Origin of the sequence: Arthrobacter sp. RT-1 (assembly GCF_003367205.1) — a bacterium.
Classification (GTDB): domain Bacteria; phylum Actinomycetota; class Actinomycetes; order Actinomycetales; family Micrococcaceae; genus Arthrobacter.
In genome coordinates, this window is sequence record NZ_QRGQ01000002.1 from 549,915 (window position 1) to 570,613 (window position 20,699).

16 protein-coding genes and 1 pseudogene are annotated in these 20,699 nt (G+C 67.0%); 11 read left to right on the plus strand and 6 right to left on the minus strand.

What is annotated here, in order from left to right; all coding sequences use genetic code 11:
- The first annotated feature begins 204 nt into the window (after positions 1-204).
- Positions 205-960: an IclR family transcriptional regulator gene (locus DXK94_RS03985; RefSeq protein ID WP_079598861.1), complete on the plus strand. Its 756-nt coding sequence runs from the start codon at positions 205-207 to the stop codon at positions 958-960.
- Between the two features lie 89 nt (positions 961-1,049).
- Here the strand turns inward: DXK94_RS03985 and DXK94_RS03990 are convergent, their stop codons facing one another.
- Together DXK94_RS03990 and pucL are read right to left on the minus strand one after the other, a co-directional pair.
- Positions 1,050-2,555, minus strand: a complete 1,506-nt coding sequence (locus DXK94_RS03990) for a nucleobase:cation symporter-2 family protein (protein WP_079598862.1) — start codon at positions 2,553-2,555, stop codon at positions 1,050-1,052.
- Positions 2,556-2,695: 140 nt separating this feature from the next.
- Complete coding sequence (pucL, locus tag DXK94_RS03995; RefSeq protein ID WP_079598863.1) at positions 2,696-3,604, minus strand: factor-independent urate hydroxylase; 909 nt, start codon at positions 3,602-3,604, stop codon at positions 2,696-2,698.
- A gap of 350 nt (positions 3,605-3,954) precedes the next feature.
- Between pucL and DXK94_RS04000 the strand changes: the two genes are divergently transcribed.
- Complete coding sequence (locus DXK94_RS04000) at positions 3,955-4,140, plus strand: hypothetical protein (protein ID WP_079598864.1); 186 nt, start codon at positions 3,955-3,957, stop codon at positions 4,138-4,140.
- 15 nt (positions 4,141-4,155) lie between these two features.
- Here DXK94_RS04000 and ligD read toward each other — a convergent pair whose 3' ends face one another.
- Positions 4,156-5,388: a non-homologous end-joining DNA ligase gene (gene ligD, locus DXK94_RS04005; protein WP_115523914.1), complete on the minus strand. Its 1,233-nt coding sequence runs from the start codon at positions 5,386-5,388 to the stop codon at positions 4,156-4,158.
- Between the two features lie 45 nt (positions 5,389-5,433).
- The gene (locus tag DXK94_RS04010; protein ID WP_115523915.1) at positions 5,434-6,807 is read right to left on the minus strand and encodes an 8-oxoguanine deaminase; all 1,374 of its coding nucleotides are present in this window, start codon (positions 6,805-6,807) and stop codon (positions 5,434-5,436) included.
- Positions 6,808-7,210: 403 nt separating this feature from the next.
- On the opposite strand from DXK94_RS04010, the gene DXK94_RS04015 reads away from it, so the two are divergent.
- The 9 genes and pseudogenes from DXK94_RS04015 to DXK94_RS04055 all read left to right on the plus strand — a co-directional run bounded on the left by DXK94_RS04015 (position 7,211) and on the right by DXK94_RS04055 (position 18,167).
- Positions 7,211-7,705 (plus strand): nucleoside deaminase, encoded by a 495-nt coding sequence (locus DXK94_RS04015; RefSeq protein WP_079598867.1) that lies wholly within the window; start codon positions 7,211-7,213, stop codon positions 7,703-7,705.
- A gap of 15 nt (positions 7,706-7,720) precedes the next feature.
- Positions 7,721-9,241: an NCS2 family permease gene (locus DXK94_RS04020; protein ID WP_079598868.1), complete on the plus strand. Its 1,521-nt coding sequence runs from the start codon at positions 7,721-7,723 to the stop codon at positions 9,239-9,241.
- Positions 9,242-9,407: 166 nt separating this feature from the next.
- A complete protein-coding gene (locus DXK94_RS04025; RefSeq protein WP_115523916.1) occupies positions 9,408-10,667 on the plus strand; it encodes an XdhC family protein in 1,260 nt (419 codons plus the stop codon).
- Positions 10,658-11,596 (plus strand): FAD binding domain-containing protein, encoded by a 939-nt coding sequence (locus DXK94_RS04030; RefSeq protein WP_115523917.1) that lies wholly within the window; start codon positions 10,658-10,660, stop codon positions 11,594-11,596. The genes DXK94_RS04025 and DXK94_RS04030 overlap by 10 nt, the downstream gene beginning before the upstream one ends.
- A 2-nt stretch (positions 11,597-11,598) precedes the next feature.
- Positions 11,599-14,430: a molybdopterin-dependent oxidoreductase gene (locus DXK94_RS04035; protein WP_115523918.1), complete on the plus strand. Its 2,832-nt coding sequence runs from the start codon at positions 11,599-11,601 to the stop codon at positions 14,428-14,430.
- Between the two features lie 87 nt (positions 14,431-14,517).
- The gene (locus DXK94_RS04040) at positions 14,518-15,498 is read left to right on the plus strand and encodes an aldo/keto reductase (protein ID WP_115523919.1); all 981 of its coding nucleotides are present in this window, start codon (positions 14,518-14,520) and stop codon (positions 15,496-15,498) included.
- Positions 15,499-15,584: 86 nt separating this feature from the next.
- Positions 15,585-16,232 carry a uracil-DNA glycosylase gene (locus DXK94_RS04045; RefSeq protein WP_115523920.1) on the plus strand — a complete coding sequence of 216 codons (648 nt, stop codon included), beginning with the start codon at positions 15,585-15,587 and terminating at the stop codon, positions 16,230-16,232.
- A gap of 38 nt (positions 16,233-16,270) precedes the next feature.
- On the plus strand, positions 16,271-16,618 hold the full coding sequence (locus tag DXK94_RS04050) for a DUF5655 domain-containing protein (protein WP_181884729.1): 348 nt from the start codon (positions 16,271-16,273) through the stop codon (positions 16,616-16,618).
- A 110-nt stretch (positions 16,619-16,728) separates the two neighbouring features.
- A pseudogene (locus tag DXK94_RS04055) lies at positions 16,729-18,167 on the plus strand (DUF222 domain-containing protein).
- A 48-nt stretch (positions 18,168-18,215) separates the two neighbouring features.
- On the opposite strand, the gene nboR reads toward DXK94_RS04055, so the two are convergent.
- Both nboR and DXK94_RS04065 read right to left on the minus strand, forming a co-directional pair.
- Complete coding sequence (gene nboR, locus DXK94_RS04060; RefSeq protein WP_115523922.1) at positions 18,216-18,896, minus strand: nicotine blue oxidoreductase; 681 nt, start codon at positions 18,894-18,896, stop codon at positions 18,216-18,218.
- 81 nt (positions 18,897-18,977) lie between these two features.
- On the minus strand, positions 18,978-20,699 hold a 1,722-nt coding region (locus DXK94_RS04065), incomplete at its 5' end, for a transketolase-like TK C-terminal-containing protein (RefSeq protein WP_395928107.1).

Here is a 20,699-nt window from a genome sequence, read left to right on the forward strand (position 1 = left end):
TCCTCCTGTTGGGCCTTGTCCGGGCGGCTTGCGCGTCCGGATGTTTTCGTATTATGGATATTATTATCTACTTTGTGGAATTACAAGCCCTCCAGCGGTTTCATCGCGCGCGGCGGGGCGGTGCTGTATCTTGGGACCACTAGGGCATTTCTTTTCACCATGCGGATAAGACTTGTCGGAATCCGAGTCACAGGAGACTGGTACATGGCTGAAAAAGCCGCTGGAGGCGTGCAGTCCGTTGAGCGCGTCTTCGAACTTCTGGAACTGATCACTGATGCGGGCGGCGACGTCACCCTCAGTGAGCTGTCCTCGTCCACAGACCTGCCACTGCCCACCATCCACCGGCTCCTGCGCACCCTGGTGGCACTTGGCTATATCCGCCAGCTGCCCAACCGCCGCTACGCCCTGGGCCCACGGCTGATCCGGCTGGGCGAAGGGGCCAACAAGCAGTTGGGCGCGCTGGCCCGTCCGCAGCTGAAAACCCTGGTGGACCGGCTGGGCGAAACCTCCAACATGGCGGTGCTGGACTCGGACATGGTGATCTACGTGGCCCAGGTGCCTTCCCTGCACTCCATGCGGATGTTCACCGAGGTGGGCCGCCGCGCCCACACCCACGCCACCGGCGTCGGGAAGGCCATCCTCGCCCAGCTGGATGACGATGTGGTCCGCGGCATCGTTACCCGGGCCGGGATGCCGACTCCCACGATCAAGAGCATCGGCGAGATCGACGAGCTGCTGGCCGACCTCAAGCTCATCCGCGAACGCGGGTACTCCATCGACGAGGAGGAGCAGGAGCTCGGCGTCCGGTGCTTCGCCATGGCGGTGCCCAACGCTCCCACGCCCACCGCAATCTCTGTCTCCGGCCCGGTCTCCCGGGTTGACGAACACTTTGCGGACAAAGCCGTCCCGGTCCTGCGCGAGGCCGCCCAGGCAATCTCGGACGAACTGAACCGCACCTGACCTCCCTGGCCGTAACGGCCCTGCCAACACGCTGACGACGGCGGCCCCTCCTTCCCGGAGCGGGCCGCCGTCGTCATTTGGCTGCCTGGCTAGTGCTCTGCCGCCTTTTCCGCGGCCTCGACCCGGACTTCCTTGCCGTCGCAGTCGATGAGCTTGCCGCCTTCAAAGCGGTCGCCGTCGGCCAGGCACTTCAGGTCCTCTTCCCGGACCACGCGCTCGGTGCCGGCCACAAAGACGGACTGGTTGTCCGAGTTGCCGGCCTTGAGGTGGTTGAACAGCAGGTTCAGGAGGATGGCCATCACGGCGGCGGAGCTGATGCCGGAGTGGAAAATGGTGCCGAACCATGACGGGAACTGGTCGTAGAAGGCCGGTGCGGCGATGGGGATCATGCCGAATCCGATGGACGCCGCCACGATGATCAGGTTCATGTTGTTCTTGTACTCAACCTTGGACAGCGTGCGGATGCCGCTGGCGGCCACGGTTCCGAAGAGGACGACGCCGGCGCCGCCCAGGACGGGGGTGGGCACCGCTGCGACCACCCGGCCAAGCACGGGCAGCAGGCCGAGGATCACCAGGATCAGGCCGCCGGCGCTGACCACGAAGCGGCTTTTCACGCCGGTGATGGCCACGAGGCCAACGTTCTGGGCGAAGGCGCTTTGCGTGAAGGAGTTGAACAGCGGGGAGATGGCGCTGGAGAGCATGTCCGCACGCAGGCCGTCGCCGATCCGCTTGGAGTCCACCTTGGTGCCAACGATCTCGCCCACGGCGATGATGTCCGCGGAGGTTTCCGTCAGCGTCACCAGGATGACGATCAGCATGGAGATGATGGCCGCGATCTCGAACACCGGCGGTCCGAACGCGAACGGCGTGGGGAAGGCGACGATCTCGCCCTGGCCAACCTTGGAGAAGTCCGCCATGCCGAAGGCGAAGGCGATCGCGGTGCCCAGGACCATCGCGAGCAGGATGGACAGCCGGGAGATCGCTGCGCTTCCCACCTTGCTCAGGAGCAGGACGATGGCCATGGTGGCCGCGGCGAGGCCGATGTTGGCCATGCTGCCGTAGTTTTCGGCCTTGTTGTTGCCGCCCATGGCCCAGTTGGCGGCCACCGGCATCAGCGTCAGGCCAATGGTGGTGATGACCGTTCCGGTGACCACCGGCGGGAAGAACCGGATGATCTTCGAGAAGAGCGGGGTGATCAGCAGACCGATCAGGGACGCCGCAATGACCGATCCGAACACTGCCTGGATTCCCCCGCCGCCGTGCACGATGGCGACCATGGTGGAGACGCCGGCGAAGGAGACACCCTGGACCAGGGGGAGTTGGGAACCGAAGAAGCGGACGCCGACGGTCTGGAGGATGGTGGCGAGGCCGCCGACGAACAGGCAGGCGGCAATCAGCAAACCGATGTCCTGTGAGCTCATGCCCGCGGCGGCGCCGATGATCAGCGGCGGGGCGATGATGCCGCCGTACATGGTGAGGACGTGCTGGAAGCCGTAGGCGAAGGTGCTGGCGATGGGGAGCCGCTGGTCCTCCGGGCGTGCCTGCTGGTGCTTTTTGCCGGCGGCCGCAGCGGCCAGCTTCTTCTTGGTGTTCATGGCAGACTTTCTTGGTTCATGGCAGACGTCATCGTCTGGCTAACGTTGTCTGGCTAACAGGTGTGGCAAAAACTTTGGGGAAGGCCCGGTGGTTGAGCCGTCGAGGGTTTCGACGGCTCAACCACCGGTTGCGGTGCGGTTTAGCAGAAGCCGGCGATGCCGGACCAGGCTGCGGGAGCCGGGGCGGCGTCGTCGCGCTGGACGGTGGCCTCGATCAGGCCGTAGGGGCGGTCGGCGGCGAAGAAGACCTCGTTCGGGTTGTCCAGGCCGAAGGGTGAGAGGTCCACCAGGAAGTGGTGCTTGTTGGGCATGGAGAACTTGATCTCGTCGATCTCGCTGTGGGCCTCAAGGACCTTGGTGCCCATGTCGAACAGGGTCTGCTGCAGGGCGTGGGAGTACTTCTCCGTGAAGCCTTCCAGCAGGAGTGCCTTGACGTCCTCGTAGCTCTTGTTGAAGTCCAGGGTGCTGAAGTCGGTTCCGGTCTTGAAGCGCCAGCGGGCGGAGACGTCCGTGGCAAGGATGCGGTCCGTGGTTTCCGGCAGGGTGGTGTAGCGGTCCTTCGGGTAACCGACGAAGCCGGACTGGGTGGACTTCAGGACCGTCAGGTCCTTGAGCCCGGAGACCAGGTGGCTGGTGGCGCCGTCGCGGACCAGGACGGCGGTGCGGACTTCCTGGCCGTTGCGGACGAAGGAGTGGTCGTGTTCGCTGCCGTGCGCCTGGATCCGGTCCCAGCTGTAGGACTCGGCTTCCCAGCGGCCGCCGGTGACCCAGTCGAAGCTGGACGTGAAGTGCTCGCCGAGGCGCAGCAGGAACGCTTCGGGGGAGCCGACGCCGTCGCGGGCGAAGGCGTAGATGGTGTTCTTCTGGGTGTCCGTCGCCACCACATGGGCGTTGTCGCCCTCCAGGTGGGCCGCGGCGAAGTCGCCCCGCAGCTGCGAGGTCACGTTGAGGTCCTCGATCTCGTGGCGGTTCGTGTCCCGGGTGATCTTGACGACCCGGACCTCCGCCTTGCCGTACTGGTTTTCGCCGAGGATGATCTTGCTGCTCATGGTCTGTTCCCAACTTCCGGTATGTGGAACATAGGTTCCATCACTGAAATTAAGCGCGTGTTACAAGCGCGTTTCCGGTGGAGCCGACCCAACAAAAAAGAGCCGGCATCCATTGATGCCAGCTCATTACGACCCTGCCTGCTGCTCCCAGGTTACGTGACGTGCGCCACGAGTTGCCTATCAGCGTACCCCCGCAAACCGGTGGTGTACATCACAAGTCCAAAAATCAATTTGTGACCGGACCCGTTGACGGTAAGCGGGACGTCCCCCTAAGCTTTTCGTATAGCAAAACTTATTTTCCACTTCATGGAATCTACGAAATCAAGCAGCGACCTCTGGAGGAGGATCAGATGTACCAGCAGGACACGAAGCCGGTTGCACCGGCGAACGCGGCGGCACCCTCGGTCCCGGAGTTCTACCTTCCCCTCGGGGGCGGCACGGACCCGGACTTCTACCTGCCGGCAGACCGGGTGCATGAGCCCAGCCGCTTCTCGCGCTGGATCCATGCCCTCCCGGGCTTCGGCCGGCGGCCATAACAGGGCGGGCGGCAGCTACCCCGGCCATTCCTTCCCGGCCCAGGGATCGTAGTCGGCAATAAGCTCCTCCTGTGGAGGACGCTCAGCCTCGGGAACGTGCTGCAGGTTCACCCGCACCCGGTACCAGAGCGAGCTCGAGCCCCGCATCCCGTCAATGAGTACGTCCGCCGGGTGCAGGGCGGGAACCACGTCCGCATGCCGGGCCTTCCACTCCTCGAGCGCCGCCTGGGCTTCCGGCTTGGTCCTGGTACGCGCCACTTCGATCAGCGGCATCGTGGACTGCCGGCGGCCCGAGCCGTCACCCGGGCGCGGAGCTTTCTCTGCAGGACCAAGCTCGGCTGCCAGGGCGAGGAGTCCTTCGAGGGACCCCACCGCCGCGTCGATGCCGGCGTGGGGATCACCGACGTCGGCGAACCGCTCCAGCACGGTAGTCACCGTGAATTGTTCCGGCCGAATGGAGCGGACCTCGTCCCAGGCAAGCGGCGTGGACACCCGGGCGTCCGGCAGGGACCGGACCGAGTACGCTGACGCCACGGTCCGGTCCTTCGCGTTCTGGTTGAAGTCGACGAACACGCTCTCGCCGCGCTCCTCCTTCCACCACCGTGCCGTGGCGAGGCCGGGAGCCCGGTTCTCAACCTCCCGCGCAAGGGTTTCCGCCGCCAGCCGGACCTCACGGTACGACCACTCCGGGGCGATGCGCACCAGGATATGCAGTCCCCGCGACCCGCTGGTTTTCGGCCAGCCCACCAGTCCCACGTCCTCGAGCACTTCCTGTGCCACATACGCGACATCCACGATCTGTGACCAGTCCACCCCCGGCATGGGATCGAGGTCCACCCGCAGTTCGTCGGGATGCTCAAGGTCCTCCGCGCGCACCGGGTGCGGGTTGAGGTCGAGGCAGCCGAGGTTAATGACCCACGCCAGGCCCGCCGCGTCACGGATGACCGCCTCCTCGGCCGACGTCCCGGAGGCGTAGTGCAGCGTGGTGGTGTCGATGAACGGGGGATGGTTCTCGGGCACGCGCTTCTGGAAGAACGGTTCCTCGCCGATGCCCTTCGGGAAGCGCTTGAGCACCATCGGCCGGCCGCCCGCGCCGCGCAGTGCCCCCTCCGCGACGGCCAGGTAGTAGCGCACCAGGTCCAGCTTGGTCAGCCCGGGCCCGGGAAACACCAGCTTGTCCGGGCTGGAGATGCGAACCTCAACACCCTCGATGTCCAGGATCTCGGCCGGCGTCTTTGACGGAGTCATGCCGCCACGCTAGCAGCGGCTGACCAGCCATAACAGTGGCTGACGTCAGCCGTTCACCAACCTGCGCGCCGCGGACGAGTGCTCGGCGATGAGACCCGGGATATCCAGGCCCGGAATCTGCCCGTCCACCACGCGCCACTGCCCGCCGACCATCACCCGGTCCGCCCGGTCCGCTGCGCAGAGCAGCAGCGCCGCGATGGGATCATGGCTGCCGGAGAAACGCAGGTCATCCAGCCGGAACAGAGCCAGGTCAGCCTGCATCGCCGGCGCCAGCTGGCCCAGTTCCGGACGGCCCAGCACGGCGGCCGAGCCCCGGGTGGCCCAGCCCAGCGCGCGCTCCACCGGAACGTCCGCCCCATAGCGCAGCCGCTGGAGATACAGTGCCTGCCTGGCCTCGAGGATCATGTTGGAGGCATCGTTCGACGCCGAGCCGTCCACTCCCAGCCCCACCGGAACTCCCGCGTCCTCCAGTTCCAGGACGCGGGCCGTCCCGGACGCCAGCCGCATGTTGGAGGTAGGGCAATGCGCGACGGCGGTTCCCGCCGCCCCGAGGCGGGTGATCTCCGCGTCGCTGAAGTGGATGCCGTGGCCCAGCCAGGTGCGGTCCGTCAGCCAGCCGACGCTGTCCAGGTAGTCAACGGTCCGCAGTCCGAACATCTCACGGCAGAAGTCCTCCTCATCCAGGGTTTCGGCGAGGTGGGTGTGGAGGCGGACATCCAGCCGCTCCGCCAGGGCAGCGCTTTCGGCCATGATTTCCTTCGTCACCGAAAACGGCGAGCAGGGGGCCAGGGCAATCTGGATCACCGCATCCCCGCCGCGCTCGTGATACCGGCCCACCAGCCGTTCGCTGTCGGCCAGCACCACCTCAGGAGCCTGCACCGTCGACTGCGGCGGCAGGCCGCCGTCGTCCGTTCCCAAGGTCATGGACCCACGGGTGAGCGTGGCGCGCATACCCAGCCGCCGCACGGCCTCCACCTCAATGTCGATGGCGTCTTCGAGGCCGTTCGGAAAGAGGTAGTGATGGTCGGCGGCGGTGGTGCAGCCGGAGAGCAGCAGTTCGGCCAGGGCGACCGTGGCTGCCAGCTCCAGGTCGCGTGGCTTGAGCCGGGCCCACACGGGATACAGGTTCTGCAGCCATGGGAACAGCGGGGCGTTTGCCACCGGACCCCAGGCGCGGGTGAGGGTCTGGTAAAAGTGGTGGTGGGTGTTGATCAGGCCCGGCAGCAGCACGTGGTTGCCGGCCTCGAACGTCTGCTGGCAGGGGGCCGAGGGCTGTTGCCCCGCGGCAAGCACCTCGACGATGACGCCGCCGCTGACCACCAGTCCGCCCGACGCGTCCAAGGAGTTTGCGGTGAAGGCCGCCTGTGGATTCCGGATCCAGAGGCGGAGAGCGGCGGCAGGAGCGGGAAGGTTGGTCATGAAGTGTCCTTGTCTGAGCGCAGGTGCGGTAATTCCAGCTCAGTGAGGCCCTGTCTGCTGATCCAGGTACCGGCGGCTGCGGGCAGCGGCGGGTGCCATCAGAGTAGGGAACAAGCCTGACCTGCGTCAACGCCCGCGCAATGTGACCGCCTCCGGCCTGCCCAGTGAAGAACGCGAAACATGAATTTCACATCGCGAAATTAAGTTTTCAAAAAACTATGGCGCGGACCACAATCCGGTGCTAATCTCGATTCTGCCAAAGGCGGGCACCCGGACCCCGGGAAGCTATCTACCAGGCGCAACTTAACCTTCACAGCACATGCTGAAGCCTGGTAACCGTCGCACCTGGTTCTACTGGTCCTGCAAGCGGCAACAGGCTTCCCGGCAATAAGGAAGTCGCATCATGAGTACCACCGTCACGGCCGAGGAATTTTTGGCCAGATCCATCCGGCTGGCAACGGCCAACGTCCTGAACAGCGGCGGCCCCTTCGGCGCCATGATTGTTACCGCGGACGGCAAAACGTTCGACGGCGTCAACCGCGTCACTGCGGACAACGATCCCACGGCCCACGCCGAAGTTACCGCGATCCGCACCGCCTGCCGCGAACTCGGCACCTTCGACCTCAGCGGCGCCGTCCTCTACACCAGCTGCGAGCCATGCCCCATGTGCCTGGCCTCCGCGCTCTGGGCCCGCGTTGAACGGGTGGTCTTCGCGGCCGACCGCCACGACGCCGCCTCCGTCGGTTTCGATGACGCCGTCTTCTATGAATACTTCAACAACCAGGACAGGGACTCCCTGATGCCGGTATCCAAGCTGGAGCTGGGCGATCCCCAGGCACCGGCCCCGCTGGAGCCGTTCAACACCTGGAACACGCTCGAATCCAGGATCGACTACTAGGCCCGGCGGCTCACCATGACCATCCTGGATTCCTCCCACGACGAGCATTCGGCTCCATCCCCCCGCACCCCCCAGCCGGCATCAGGCACCCCCAGGCCGCCGGCGTCGAACTCCATCCTTGACCGCTTCTTCCACATCACCCAGCGCGGTTCCACGCTGGCCCGTGAATTCCGCGGCGGCCTGGTCACCTTCTTCACCATGGCGTACATCGTCATCCTCAACCCCCTGATCCTCGGCGGATTCAGCGCGGACAACGCTCCCACCGACGTTGCCGGGGGCTGGCTCTCCGCCGCACAGGTAGGCGCCGTCACAGGCCTCACCGCCGGCGTCATGACCATCCTCTTCGGCCTCGTGGCCAACCTGCCGTTCGGCCTCGCAGCCGGCCTCGGCATCAACTCCTTCCTGGCCGTCTCGGTGATCCAGGAAGTCACCTGGGCCGAGGCCATGGGCCTGGTGGTGATCAACGGCATCCTGATCGTGCTGTTCGGCGTCACCGGCGCCCGGACTGCCATCTTCAGGGCCGTGCCCAAGGAACTGAAGGCCGCCATCACCGTGGGCATCGGCCTGTTCATCGCCTTCATCGGCTTCGTGGACTCCGGCTTCGTCCGGGCCACGGCGGGCGGGCCCCCCGTCCAGCTGGGCGACGGCGGCTCCATCACCTCCGTGCCCACCTTGGTTTTCGTCGTCGGCCTCCTGGCCATGGGCATCCTGGTGGCACGCAAGGTCCAGGGCGGCCTGCTGATCGGCATCGTGGGCACCACCGTGCTCGCCGCCGTCGTGGAAGCCATCTTCAAGATCGGCCCGGCCAGCGCCACCAACCCCGGCGGCTGGCACCTGAACACCCCGGTCCTTTCCGGGCAGCTGGTGTCGGCGCCGGACCTGGCACTCGTTGGCCAGTTCGACCTCTTCGGTTCGTTCGCCAGGATCGGCGGACTGGCCGCCACAATGCTGGTCTTCACCCTGGTGTTCACCAACTTCTTCGACGCCATGGGCACCATGACCGGCCTCGCCAAGAGCGCCGGCGTGGCCCACAAGGACGGCACGTTCCCCCGACTCAAGTCGGCCTTCATCGTGGAAGGCATCGGCGCCGTGGCCGGCGGAGCCACCTCCGGTTCCTCCAACACCGTGTACATCGACTCCGCGGCCGGGATCGGCGAGGGTGCCCGCACCGGCTTGGCCTCCGTGGTCACCGGCGTGCTGTTCCTGGGGTCGATGTTCCTCACCCCGCTCACCAGCGTGGTGCCGCTCGAGGTCGCCGCCGCCGCCCTGGTGGTGGTGGGCGCCATGATGATGGCGCAGATCCGCGAGATCAAATTCAGCAAGTTCAGCGTGGCCCTGCCGGCGTTCCTCACAATCGTGACCATGCCGCTGAGCTACTCGATTGCCAACGGCATCGGTGTGGGCTTCGTCAGCTGGGCCATCATCGGGGCCGCGTCCGGCAAGGCCAAAAAGATTCATCCGCTGATGTGGGTGGTCAGCGCCGGGTTCCTGGTGTACTTCGCCCGCGGACCCATCAACCTGTTGCTCGGGGCCTGACACCCCATCCCCAAGCTGTTCGCGCCCGGACATCCGCCCCCACCCGGGGCGGGTGTCCGGAGCGGCAGTGCTTCCCGGGCAACACGCGTATTCACGCCCTGCTTTCCGAACCTCCCGATAGGAACGACAATGGACACCACCGCCGCGCGGAAGAAGGAGTGCCGCCATGCTTGACCTGATCCCTTCGCTCCACTCCTGGGCGCAGCGAGGTGCGGCCGGACAGTTCGCGGTTGCCACCATCGTGGGCGCCACCGGTTCGGTGCCGCGGCCGGTGGGAACGTCCATGATCATCACCGCATCAGGCTCCGTACTCGGCAGCCTCTCCGGCGGCTGCGTGGAAGGCGCCGTGGTGGCGCTCGCGCTGGAGGCAATGGACGACGGCGGGACCCGCCGGAAGACCTTCGGTTTCAGTTCCGCCGACGCTTTCGCCGCCGGGCTCACCTGCGGGGGAGAGCTGGACATCCATGTCGAGCCGGTGCCCGCGGCTGTGGCCGGTGAAACCGCGCCGCACCCGCTCCGGACCGCGCTGCGGCAACTCGCGGACGCGGGCTCTGGCCAGCCCGTGGCGCTGGTACGCCGCGTGGGCAACAGGGGAGCCGCCGCCGTCGTACTCCATGACCCGGCAAACTTCCGTGCGGCAGCGTCGCCGGAACTGGCCGGACTTCTTGAGGGAGAGTCCCTCCTTCAGGTCGAAGCCCTGGTCTGCAGCGGCGGCGCCGGGGTGGTCCGGCGGGCCGGAGCCGGCGGCTGCCTGCCGGACCGCCTGCAAGGGGACCGGCCCCAGGGGGATCAGGGTGCAGACGCCATCCTGGTGGAATCCCGGCTCGCCCCGCCGCGGATGCTGGTGTTCGGCGCCAACGATTTCGGCGCCGCGCTGATTCCGGCCGCCAAACTGCTGGGCTACCACGTGACCCTGGTGGACGCGCGGCCAGCGTTCGCGTCGCAGCCGCGCTTCGCCGCCGCTGACCAGGTGGTGACGGACTGGCCGCACCGCTACCTGGCAGCCGAATCAGGCGCCGGACGCCTGGACAGCCGCACCGTGGCGGCCGTCCTCACCCACGACCCCAAATTCGACCTTCCGCTGCTGGAAACCGCACTCGCCCTGGACCTCGCCTACGTCGGCGCGATGGGGTCCCGCCGGAGCCACCTCCAGCGGGTGGACGACCTCCTGGCAGCCGGCGTCGCGCCCGGGCGGATCGCCCAGCTGCATTCACCCATCGGCCTGGACCTGGGCGCCGTCACTCCCGCAGAAGTGGCTGTCTCCATCACGGCGGAACTCATCGCATCCCGCAGCCGCGCCGCGAGCTGCACTCCGCTCCGCGAGACCTCCGGCCCCATCCATCAACACCCCGCGCAGCAGCCGCCGCATCAGGCACCCCTGCAGCCCGCGCCAACCAAACTTCCCCAGGAGATCGCATGGACATGAACACCATCGAGGCGGTGGTCCCCACCACCGACCCCGCACAATGGCGCGACGGCGACGCCTGGCTGGCCGGCGGAACGGTCCTCTTCTCTTACGGCAGCTACGCCTTTGGCCCGCAACCGCTCAAACGCCTCCTGGACCTCGGCGCCGCAGGCTGGGAGCCGGTCACCGTCACCGATGACGGCATCGAGCTCGCGGCCACCTGCACCATCGCCCAGCTGTACAGCCTCCCCGCTTCCCCGGATGTGTCCGGCCGGGGCTGGCCGGGCCTGGACCTGGTCCGCCCGTGCTGCGATTCCTTTGTGGCGTCCTTCAAGGTGTGGAACATGTCCACCGTCGGCGGCAACCTCTGCACCTCGCTGCCCGCCGGGCCGGTCATCTCACTCTGCGCTGGCCTCGACGGCGTCGCGACCATCCTGGGCCCGGGCGGCACCAGCCGCACCATGCCGGTCGCCGACTTCATCACCGGTGACGCCGCCAACTCCCTGGCACCCGGCGAGCTGCTCCGCAGCGTCCACCTCCCGGCGTCGGCCCTTGCCTCCCGGGCGGCGTTCCGCCGCCTCTCGCTGAGCAACCTCGGCAGGTCCGGGGTGCTGCTGATCGGAAGGCTCGACGGCGGCACTTCGTTGGTCCTCACCGTCACCGCCGCCACCAAACGGCCCGTCCAGCTGCGGTTCAGCGTGCTTCCGGACGCCGACGAACTTGTGGCGGCGCTTGACGACAGCATCCCGGACGACCTGTACCACGACGACATCCACGGCCTGCCCGTATGGCGGCGGGACATGACCTACCGGCTCGCGGAGGAGATCCGCGCGGAGCTTGCCGCCCCGGAGGGGGCGCCCGGACTCCCGGTATCCGGTGACTTCTGGCTGCCCCCGGCCGCGGCACTAAGCCAGCCGGCGGGGCACACCACACGTTCGAAAGGGGCCTGAGCATGGCCATCGAGATCAACGGAAATCCTGCTGACGCCGCGCCCCGGCCAGGCCAGTGCCTGCGGACCTTCCTCCGCGAGCAAGGGAACCTTGGCGTGAAAAAGGGCTGCGACGGCGGCGACTGCGGCGCCTGCACGGTCCACGTGGACGGCACGCCCGTGCACAGCTGCATCTACCCCGCCGTACGGGCCGAAGGACATGCGGTCACCACCATCGAGGGCCTGGCGGCCACGTCCGGCAGCGGCGACCAGCTTCACCCCGTGCAGCAGCAGTTCATGGAACGGCAGGGCTTCCAGTGCGGCTTCTGCACCGCGGGCATGCTCATGACGGCCGCCACGTTCGACGACGAACAAAAAGACAACCTGCCGCGGAACCTCAAGGGCAACCTCTGCCGCTGCACCGGATACCGTGCCATCGCCGATGCCGTCTGCGGGCACGCCGGCCACCCGGACCCGCAGGGACCGGGCTCGGGCATCGCCGGGGAAAGCCAGCCGGATCCCGAACCCGGGCAGCTGGGCGACGACGTCCCGGCCCCTGCCAGCCGGGCCATGGTCGCCGGCACCGCCCGCTACACCCTCGACATTCCGCGGGACCAGCAGCAGGGCCTGCTGCACCTGAAGATCCTGCGCTCGCCGCACGCTTCCGCCCGCATCCTCTCCATCAGCACCGAGGCCGCTCTGAAGGTGCCCGGCGTGGTGGCCGTCTTCACCCACGAGGACGCCCCTGCGCAGCTGTTCTCCACCGCCCAGCACGAGCTCTTCACCGATGATCCGGACGATACCCGCGTACTGGATGACGTGGTGAGGTTCATCGGGCAGCGGGTTGCCGCCGTGGTAGCCGAATCGGTGGGCGCCGCCGAAGCCGGCGTCCGTGCACTGGAGGTGGAGTACCAGGAGCTGCCCGCCGTTTTCACGCCGCAGGACGCCCTGCTGCCCGGCGCGCCGCTGGTTCACGCCGGCAAGGACGGCACCGCCTCGCGCATCTCGCGGCCGGACCGGAACGTGGTGGCCGAGCTCCACTCGGAACTGGGCAGCGTGGCCGAAGGCTTCGCTGCCGCCGACTTCATCCACGAACAGACGTACCGCACCCAGCGCGTCCAGCATGTCGCCCTGGAAACGCACGCTGCCATCGCATCGGTGGACGGCGATGGCCGGCTCCAAATCCGCACGTCCAGCCAGGTCCCGTTCCTGGTCCGCCGCACGCTGTGCAGGGTGTTCGGGCTGGAGGAAGACCAGGTGCATGTGGTTGCCGGCCGGGTAGGCGGGGGATTCGGCGGCAAGCAGGAGGTCCTCACCGAGGACCTGGTGGCGCTCGCGGCCCTGAAGCTGCAGCGTCCGGTCCAGCTGGAGCTCACCCGGACCGAACAGTTCACCGCCACCACCACCCGCCATCCCTTCACCATCAAGCTTCGCGCCGGCGCCAGCGCCGACGGGCGCCTCACCGCGCTGGAGCTGGACGTCCTGACCAACACGGGTGCGTACGGCAACCACGGCCCGGGTGTGATGTTCCACGGCTGCGGCGAATCGCTGGCCGTGTACAAGTGCGCGAACAAGAAGGTGGACGCCCATGCGATGTACACCAACACCGTTCCGGCGGGGGCGTTCCGAGGGTACGGGCTGAGCCAGATGATCTTCGCCATCGAATCGGCCATGGACGAGCTCGCCGTGGGGATCGGCATGGACCCGCTGGAGTTCCGCCGCCGGAACATGGTCCGCGAAGGGGACAGCATGCTGTCCACGCAGCCGCAGCCCGAGGAGGACGTCCACTACGGCAGCTATGGGCTGGACCAGTGCCTGGACCTGGTCCGGGATGCGCTGGACCGGGGACGGGAACGCTACCGGGATGCCGGGCTGGACGAACTGGGGCCGGACTGGCTGACCGGCGAGGGTGCGGCGCTGTCCATGATCGACACCGTGCCGCCGCGCGGCCACTTCGCCCATTCGAAGCTCCGGCTCCTGCCGGACGGAACGTACCAGGCCGACGTCGGGACCGCCGAATTCGGCAACGGCACCACCACGGTCCATGCCCAGCTCGCGGCCACTGCCTTGTCCACGGACGCCTCGCGGGTTGTGGTGCGGCAGTCGGACACGGACCTGATCGAGCACGATACCGGTGCGTTCGGTTCGGCCGGCACCGTGGTGGCTGGAAAGGCCACCCTGGCGGCGGCCGAGGAGCTGGCCGTCCGCATCCGGGCCTTCGCAGCAGGTATCCGGCAGACCCAGGCTGCGGCCTGCGTCCTCGACGGCGACAACTTGGTTGTGGACGGAACGCCCGTGCCGCTTGCGGAACTGGCGCAGGCGGCCGCGGATGCCGGCGTCGAACTCGCTGCCGAAGGACGCTGGGGCGGCACGCCCCGCTCCGTCGCGTTCAACGTCCATGGATTCCGGGTGGCCGTGAACCGCGGCACGGGGGAGCTGAAAATCCTGCAGAGCGTGCAGGCAGCCGACGCCGGCGTGGTGGTCAACCCGCGCCAGTGCCGGGGCCAGATCGAAGGCGGCATCGCCCAGGCGATCGGTGCCGCGCTGTACGAGGAAGTGGTGGTGAACGACGCCGGGAAGGTCACCACGGACATCCTGCGGCAGTACCACATCCCCACCTTCGCGGACGTCCCCCGCAGCGAGGTGTACTTTGCGGACACCAACGACGCGATGGGTCCGCTGGGCGCCAAATCGATGAGTGAAAGCCCCTTCAATCCCGTGGCGCCGGCCCTGGCGAACGCTATCCGAAATGCCACCGGGGTGCGTTTTTCTTCGCTGCCGATCGCCCGCGACAAGATCTACCTGGGACTCAAGGAGGCCGGGCTGGCGCCGAAGCTGGAGCATCTCCTGTCCTAGCCCAACGCGGGGTCACAAAATGCCCCATTAGGCGCGTTCAGCGGGCCTAAGCTGACCCCGCGTTGCATCGTTGCATATAGTCGGGGGATGGAACAGCGGATTTTAGGCAAGACCGGACGGAATGTGTCCGTCGTTGGACTGGGAACCTGGCAGCTCGGCGCTGACTGGGGTCACGTCGACCCTGTCCAGGCGCAGGCAATCCTGGCGGCCTCCGTGGAAGCGGGCGTCAACTTCTTTGATACGGCCGACGTCTACGGGGACGGCAAGAGCGAGCAGGCCATCGGGAAGTTCCTGGCGGACAACCCGGGGCTGGACATCACCGTGGCTACCAAGATGGGCCGCCGGATGGACCAGCTGCCGGAAAACTACACGCTGGCCAACTTCCGCCAGTGGGTGGACCGCTCGCGGAAGAACCTTGGAACGGACACCCTGGACCTGGTCCAGCTGCACTGCCCGCCCACCCCCGTGTACAGCAACGCAGAGGTTTACGACGCCCTGGACACCCTGGTGGCCGAGGGTGCCATCCGCAACTACGGCGTCAGCGTGGAACGCACCGACGAAGCCTTCGAAGCGATCAGGCATGAAGGCACCGCCTCGGTCCAGATCATCCTGAACGCCTTCCGGCTCAAGCCGCTCGACGAAGTCCTTCCTGCCGCCAAGGCAGCCGGCGTGGGCATCATCGCGCGGGTACCGCTCGCCTCCGGCCTGCTGACCGGGAAGTACTCCAAGGAAACGTCCTTCGCCGAGAACGACCACCGGAACTACAACCGCAACGGCGAATCCTTCGACGTCGGCGAGACGTTCTCGGGCGTGGACTACGAGCTGGGCCTGAAGGCCGTAGCGGAGTTCGAGCAACTGGTCCCCTCCGGCGCAACCACCGCGCAGGCCGCCATCGCATGGATTGCCGCGCAGGACGGCGTCACCACCGTGATTCCGGGCGCCCGCAACGTGGAGCAGGCTGCGGCGAACGCTGCCGCCGCGGCCGTCACCGTTAATGAGGAATTCGACGGCGGCGTCCGCTGGATCTACGACCACTACTTCCGCGAAGTTATCCACCCCCGCTGGTAGCGTTCGCCGCCTGCCCCATGCCTCGCTCCGCTCGCCACGGGGACCCCGGGCGGCTCTCTTACGCACTCAGCTTTAAGAGGACGTCGGTGACTGCCTCCGTCCACGACTTTGTTGACCGGCTCGCGGCGGCGGAAACCGGGCCTGCCTGCACCAACTTCTTCGACTACAGCGTCCCCGCAAATGCCCGGCGCCGGGACAACCTGGGGATCTACCTGACGGAGATGCTGGACCGCTCGCCGGCGGTGCTGCTGGTGGGGGAGGCGCCGGGTTTCCGGGGAATGCGCATCACCGGGGTGCCATTCACCAACCGCAGCATCCTTGCGGGGCCCGCCAACAGCTTTGGTCTGTTCGGGCCAGGGAAGGGCTACGTCCTGCCCCCGGACGCCGCTGGTGTGCCTGCCGAACCGACGGCAACGGTGATGTGGCAGGTCCTGGCCGAGCTGGAGTTCCTGCCCCTCCTGTGGAGTGCCTTCCCCTGGCATCCGCATCTGCCCGGGCGGCCCCTGTCCAATCGGACTCCGACCCCGGCGGAAACAGCCCTTGGGACGCCTTTCCGGCAGGAACTGGTGGACTTGTTCGAGATCCAAAGCGTGGTGGCGGTGGGCAACGTGGCCCACCGCAGCCTGCAGCGGAGCGGACTCGAGGTGCCCAAGGTGAGGCATCCTTCCCATGGCGGACGCTCGGGTTTCAAGCGAGGTCTGGAACAGCTTCTGAGCGCCGGGATGCCGGCCTGAAGCGAGTGATCCTGTCGTAGTGGGCCACCATGGTGACTGTGGATGCAGAACAGCTTTTTCCCGGCGCCCTTAGGGAGATCTATGATGCTCTTTCCGCCCGCGTGCTCGGGCTGGGTGACGAAATCGTAGAAGAGTTCTCGAGAACCCAGGTGAGTTACGGTGCGGCCCGGAAGTTCGTGTGGCTCACCCCGGTCACGAAGACCAAAGCGCTTCTGACCATGGACATGTGGGATGAGCACCACGGTTCCTTCCTCCGCAGTGTTATCCGATTTCGTCACGACAAGTACACACACCAGATCGACGTGCGCACTGCAGCCGACATCGAGACTGTGGCCGCACTCGGCTGGTTCGAGGAATCAGCCGCTTGGGGCCGGAAGCACCGGTGATCGAACAACTGGCAGTGGACTCCCACGGCTGGTGACGACGAACCCTGGCGCAGAGGGAATTTGAACTAAAGTCAGCTCGCATTGTCAGACCCCCCTGTCATAGTTTTCCTATGGCAAGCAGGGCGGCATTGGAAGCGTTGGAGGTCCTTGAGGCGTCCCTTGCTGCGCTGGGTACTGTGCTGCGTGGGACCGGTGAGGGTTTTGATCCGTTGCGGGAGCAGGCGGATCGGAGCCTGGACGGGCTCGCCGGGGTCGCCCGGCTTGAGGCCGGGACAGCTGCGTTGAAGGTGCATCTGGCCGCGGGGTATGCAGAAGCTGCCAAGGCTGTGGCGTCACGGGCCATGGTGCCGTCCGGGGCGATGGCGCAGGAAGCGTCGATGGTCGCCGAGGTCGCGGGTGTGTTGACCATTGGTGCGAGGGCTGCCGGGGTGCTGCTGGACCAGTCGCAGGTGCTGGCCAATGTTTTGCCGTTGACCTTGGCGGGGTTGCAGGACGGGAGCTTGTCGTGGGCGCACGCGAAGGCCATGGTGGAGGAAACCGCCACCCTGGATCGGGCCGGGGCGGCGGCGTTGGAGGCGCACTTCCTGGGCCCGGACGCCCCGAACCCGGCCCGCGGGTGTGCGGGGCCGGGTGAGTTGGTGCCGCACCGGTTCCGGCACAAGGCCCGGACCTGGCGGGAACGCCACCACCCCGAATCCCTCGAAAAACGTCACGCCAGGAGTGTCGCGGAGCGGCGGGTGGAGCACCGTCCGGACATGGACGGGATGGCTTGGTTCCACGCCTACCTGTCTACGGACACCGCGTCGGCGATGTGGAACCGCACCACCGCCCTGGCCCGGGGGTTGCAGGGCCCGGACGAGTCCCGGACCCTGCCTCAGCTCTGCGCCGACATCTTCGCCGCCGCCGTGCTGGGCAACGGGCAGAACCCCGGCCGTACGGTTGCGGAGGTCCGCGCCCCGCACGCGGAGGTCCTGGTTACGGTGCCGGTGTTCTCGCTTATGGGTCTGACGGATGAACGGCGATGCTTGACGGCTACGGCCCCATCCCGGCGTCGATGGCGCGGAAGTTGGTGGCGGACGGGGCTGGCTCGTTTTACCGGGTGCTGGTGGATCCGCGGGACGGGGCGCCGCTGGAAATCGGGCGCACCAGCTACCGGGTCACCAAAGCTATCCGGCGGTGGCTGCGCTTGAGGGACGGGAAGTGCCCGTTCCCGGGTTGCAGCAACAACTCGTTGGACAACGAGGCGGACCATTTGTTGGCGTGGCATCACGGCGGGACCACCGGGATCAGCAACCTGGGCCAGCCCTGCCGCAAACACCACCGCCTCAGGCACACCAGCGGTTGGACACCCACGCCGGCCACGAAAAATGAACCACCCGGCTGGATCTCACCATCCGGCAGAAGATACAAAAGCGAACACCAGGACTGGGAACCACCCCAATGGCCGGAAACCCTTCAGGATGCCGTTGGCGGCCACGTTGACGTGTTCCACCTTGGGCCGTCCCCGGGAGAAGTCGTCCTGGACCGGTTCCTGCATTCCCGCGGCTGACCACCCCTTCAAATGCCGTGGGGATCCTGGCCCTTATCAAGCGGTCTCCTAGCCGAGAAGCCCCAACTGGTCCGGAGTGTCGATGTCCTCGCCGGTGGACTGGTCGCTGCAATCCACCTCATCCACCAGGTCCGGGTGCGCCCGCAGAAAGCCGCGTGCCCCGGCGTCGCCCGTCACGGTCGCGATGACCGATTGCCGCAGGGAAGCGTCGATGAGCAGCGGATGGCCGCGGAGTAGCCTGTTCTGTTGCTCGCTTTCCGGCCCCGCCCGATGTCCAGCCGGCATGCCGCCGTCGGACATATCACCGCGGCGGTAAGCGGCAGCGGTGATCCGGCCGGGACGGTGGTGTGCCAGCAGGCGCCCGACTGTTGCCCGGGTCAGCCCTGGCTGGTCCACAAGGGCTATCAGCAAGTGGTCTCCCGGGTCCGCCGTTTGCTCGCCCAGCAGGAAAGAGCTGCCCATTCCCGAACGCCAAGCAGGGTTGATGGCCACCCGGTAACGGTCCAGGTCGGCGATCGTGGCGACCTCGGGCGCCCCCGCACCGAGCACCACCACTACCTCGCGGCAGCCGCCGTCGAGCAGGCTCCCGGCGATCACTTCCACCAGCGGCCGCCCGCGGTATGGCAGCAACGCTTTGGGGCCCATTCCCAAGCGGGTACCGGCCCCGGCCGCCAGGACTATGCCCGTCGCCCTGCGGCCAGCCGTGCTGTCCGCGCCCTGATTGCCCATAGCTGCACCCTAAATGAAAATGGCAGCCGGGGCGGTCTCCCCCCGGAAACCGTCCCGACTGCCTGTCTGTCGGGCAGGGAATCAGGCGTCCCCGCCCGCCCCGCCTGTGATTCCGGCGTTGACGTCCAGGAGCTTGTAGCGGTCCATGGCGTACTGCGGTGCGCCCTCCTCCACATCGCCCCTCGCGGCGAGCAGCTGCAGGGTCTTCACCACGATGGAGTGGGTGTCGTTCTTGAAGAAGCGTCGGGCTGCTGCGCGGGTGTCGGAGAAGCCGAAGCCGTCTGCGCCGAGCGAGGCGAACTGGTGCGGGAGGAACTGGCGGATCTGGTCCGGGACTGCCTTCATGTAGTCCGAGACCGCCACTACCGGGCCCTGTGCGTGTGCCAACTGCTGGGTCACGAAGGGTACGCGTGCGGGGTCGCCGGGGTTCAGGAACGCTTCCTCTTCGGTGGCGAGGCCGTCGCGGCGCAGTTCGTTCCAGGAGGTGACGGACCAGACGTCGGCGGAGACGGACCAGTCTTCGGCCAGGATCCGCTGGGCTTCCAGCGCCCACGGTACCGACACGCCGGACGCCAGGATCTGGCTTTTTGGTCCTGCAACGTCCGACGCCGACACCCGGTGAATGCCCTTGATGACGCCCTCGACGTCCAGTTCCTCCGGTTCGGCGGGCTGGGTGATGGGCTCGTTGTACACCGTGAGGTAGTACATGAGGTTCCGGTCTTCCGAGTCCGGCCCGTACATCCGTTCCAGGCCGTTGCGGATGATGTGGCCCATTTCGTAGCCGTAGGCGGGGTCGTAGGTGACCACTGCCGGGTTGGTTGAGGCCAGCAGCGGGGAGTGGCCGTCGGCGTGCTGGAGGCCTTCGCCGGTGAGGGTGGTCCGCCCTGCGGTGGCGCCGATGATGAAGCCGCGGGTCATCTGGTCTGCGGCTGCCCAGAAGGCGTCACCGGTGCGCTGGAAGCCGAACATGGAGTAGAACACGTAGACCGGGACAAGGGGCACGCCGTGGGTGGCGTAGGCGGTGCCGGCGGCGGTGAAGGCTGCCACGGCGCCGGCTTCGTTGATGCCGGGGTGGATCAGCTGGCCCTGGGCGGATTCCTTGTAGGCCAGGACCAGGTCCCGGTCCACGGACAGGTAGTTCTGGCCGCCGGGGTTGTAGATCTTTGCGGTGGGGAAGAAGGCGTCCATGCCGAAGGTGCGGGATTCATCGGGCACGATGGGCACAATCCGGTGCCCGAACTTCTTGTCCCGGAGCAAATCCTTGAGCAGGCGGACGAACGCCATGGTGGTGGCTGCCTGCTGCTTTCCGGAGCCGCGCTTGACGACCTCAAAAGTCTTGGCCTCAGGCAACTCGACCGCCTGATGGTTTGGCCGGCGTTCCGGGACCGCGCCACCCAGCGCCCTTCTCCGCTCCAGGAGATAGGCGATCTCGGGGGCGTCCTCGCCGGGGTGGTAGTACGGCGGGCTGTAGGGATCCTCTTCCAGTTGGGCATCGGAAATGGGGATCCGCAAATAATCCCGGAATTCCTTCAAATCCTGAAGGGTCAGCTTCTTCATCTGGTGGGTGGCGTTGCGGCCTTCGAAGTGGGGTCCGAGTCCGTAGCCCTTGACGGTTTTGGCGAGGATGACGGTGGGTTTGCCCTTGAATTCGGTGGCTGCCTTGTAGGCGGCGTAGACCTTGCGGTAGTCGTGGCCGCCGCGTTTGAGGTTCCAGATCTGGTCATCGGTGAGGTCCGCGACGAGGTCTTTGGTGCGGGGGTCCTTGCCGAAGAAGTGTTCGCGGACGAACCCGCCGGATTCGGC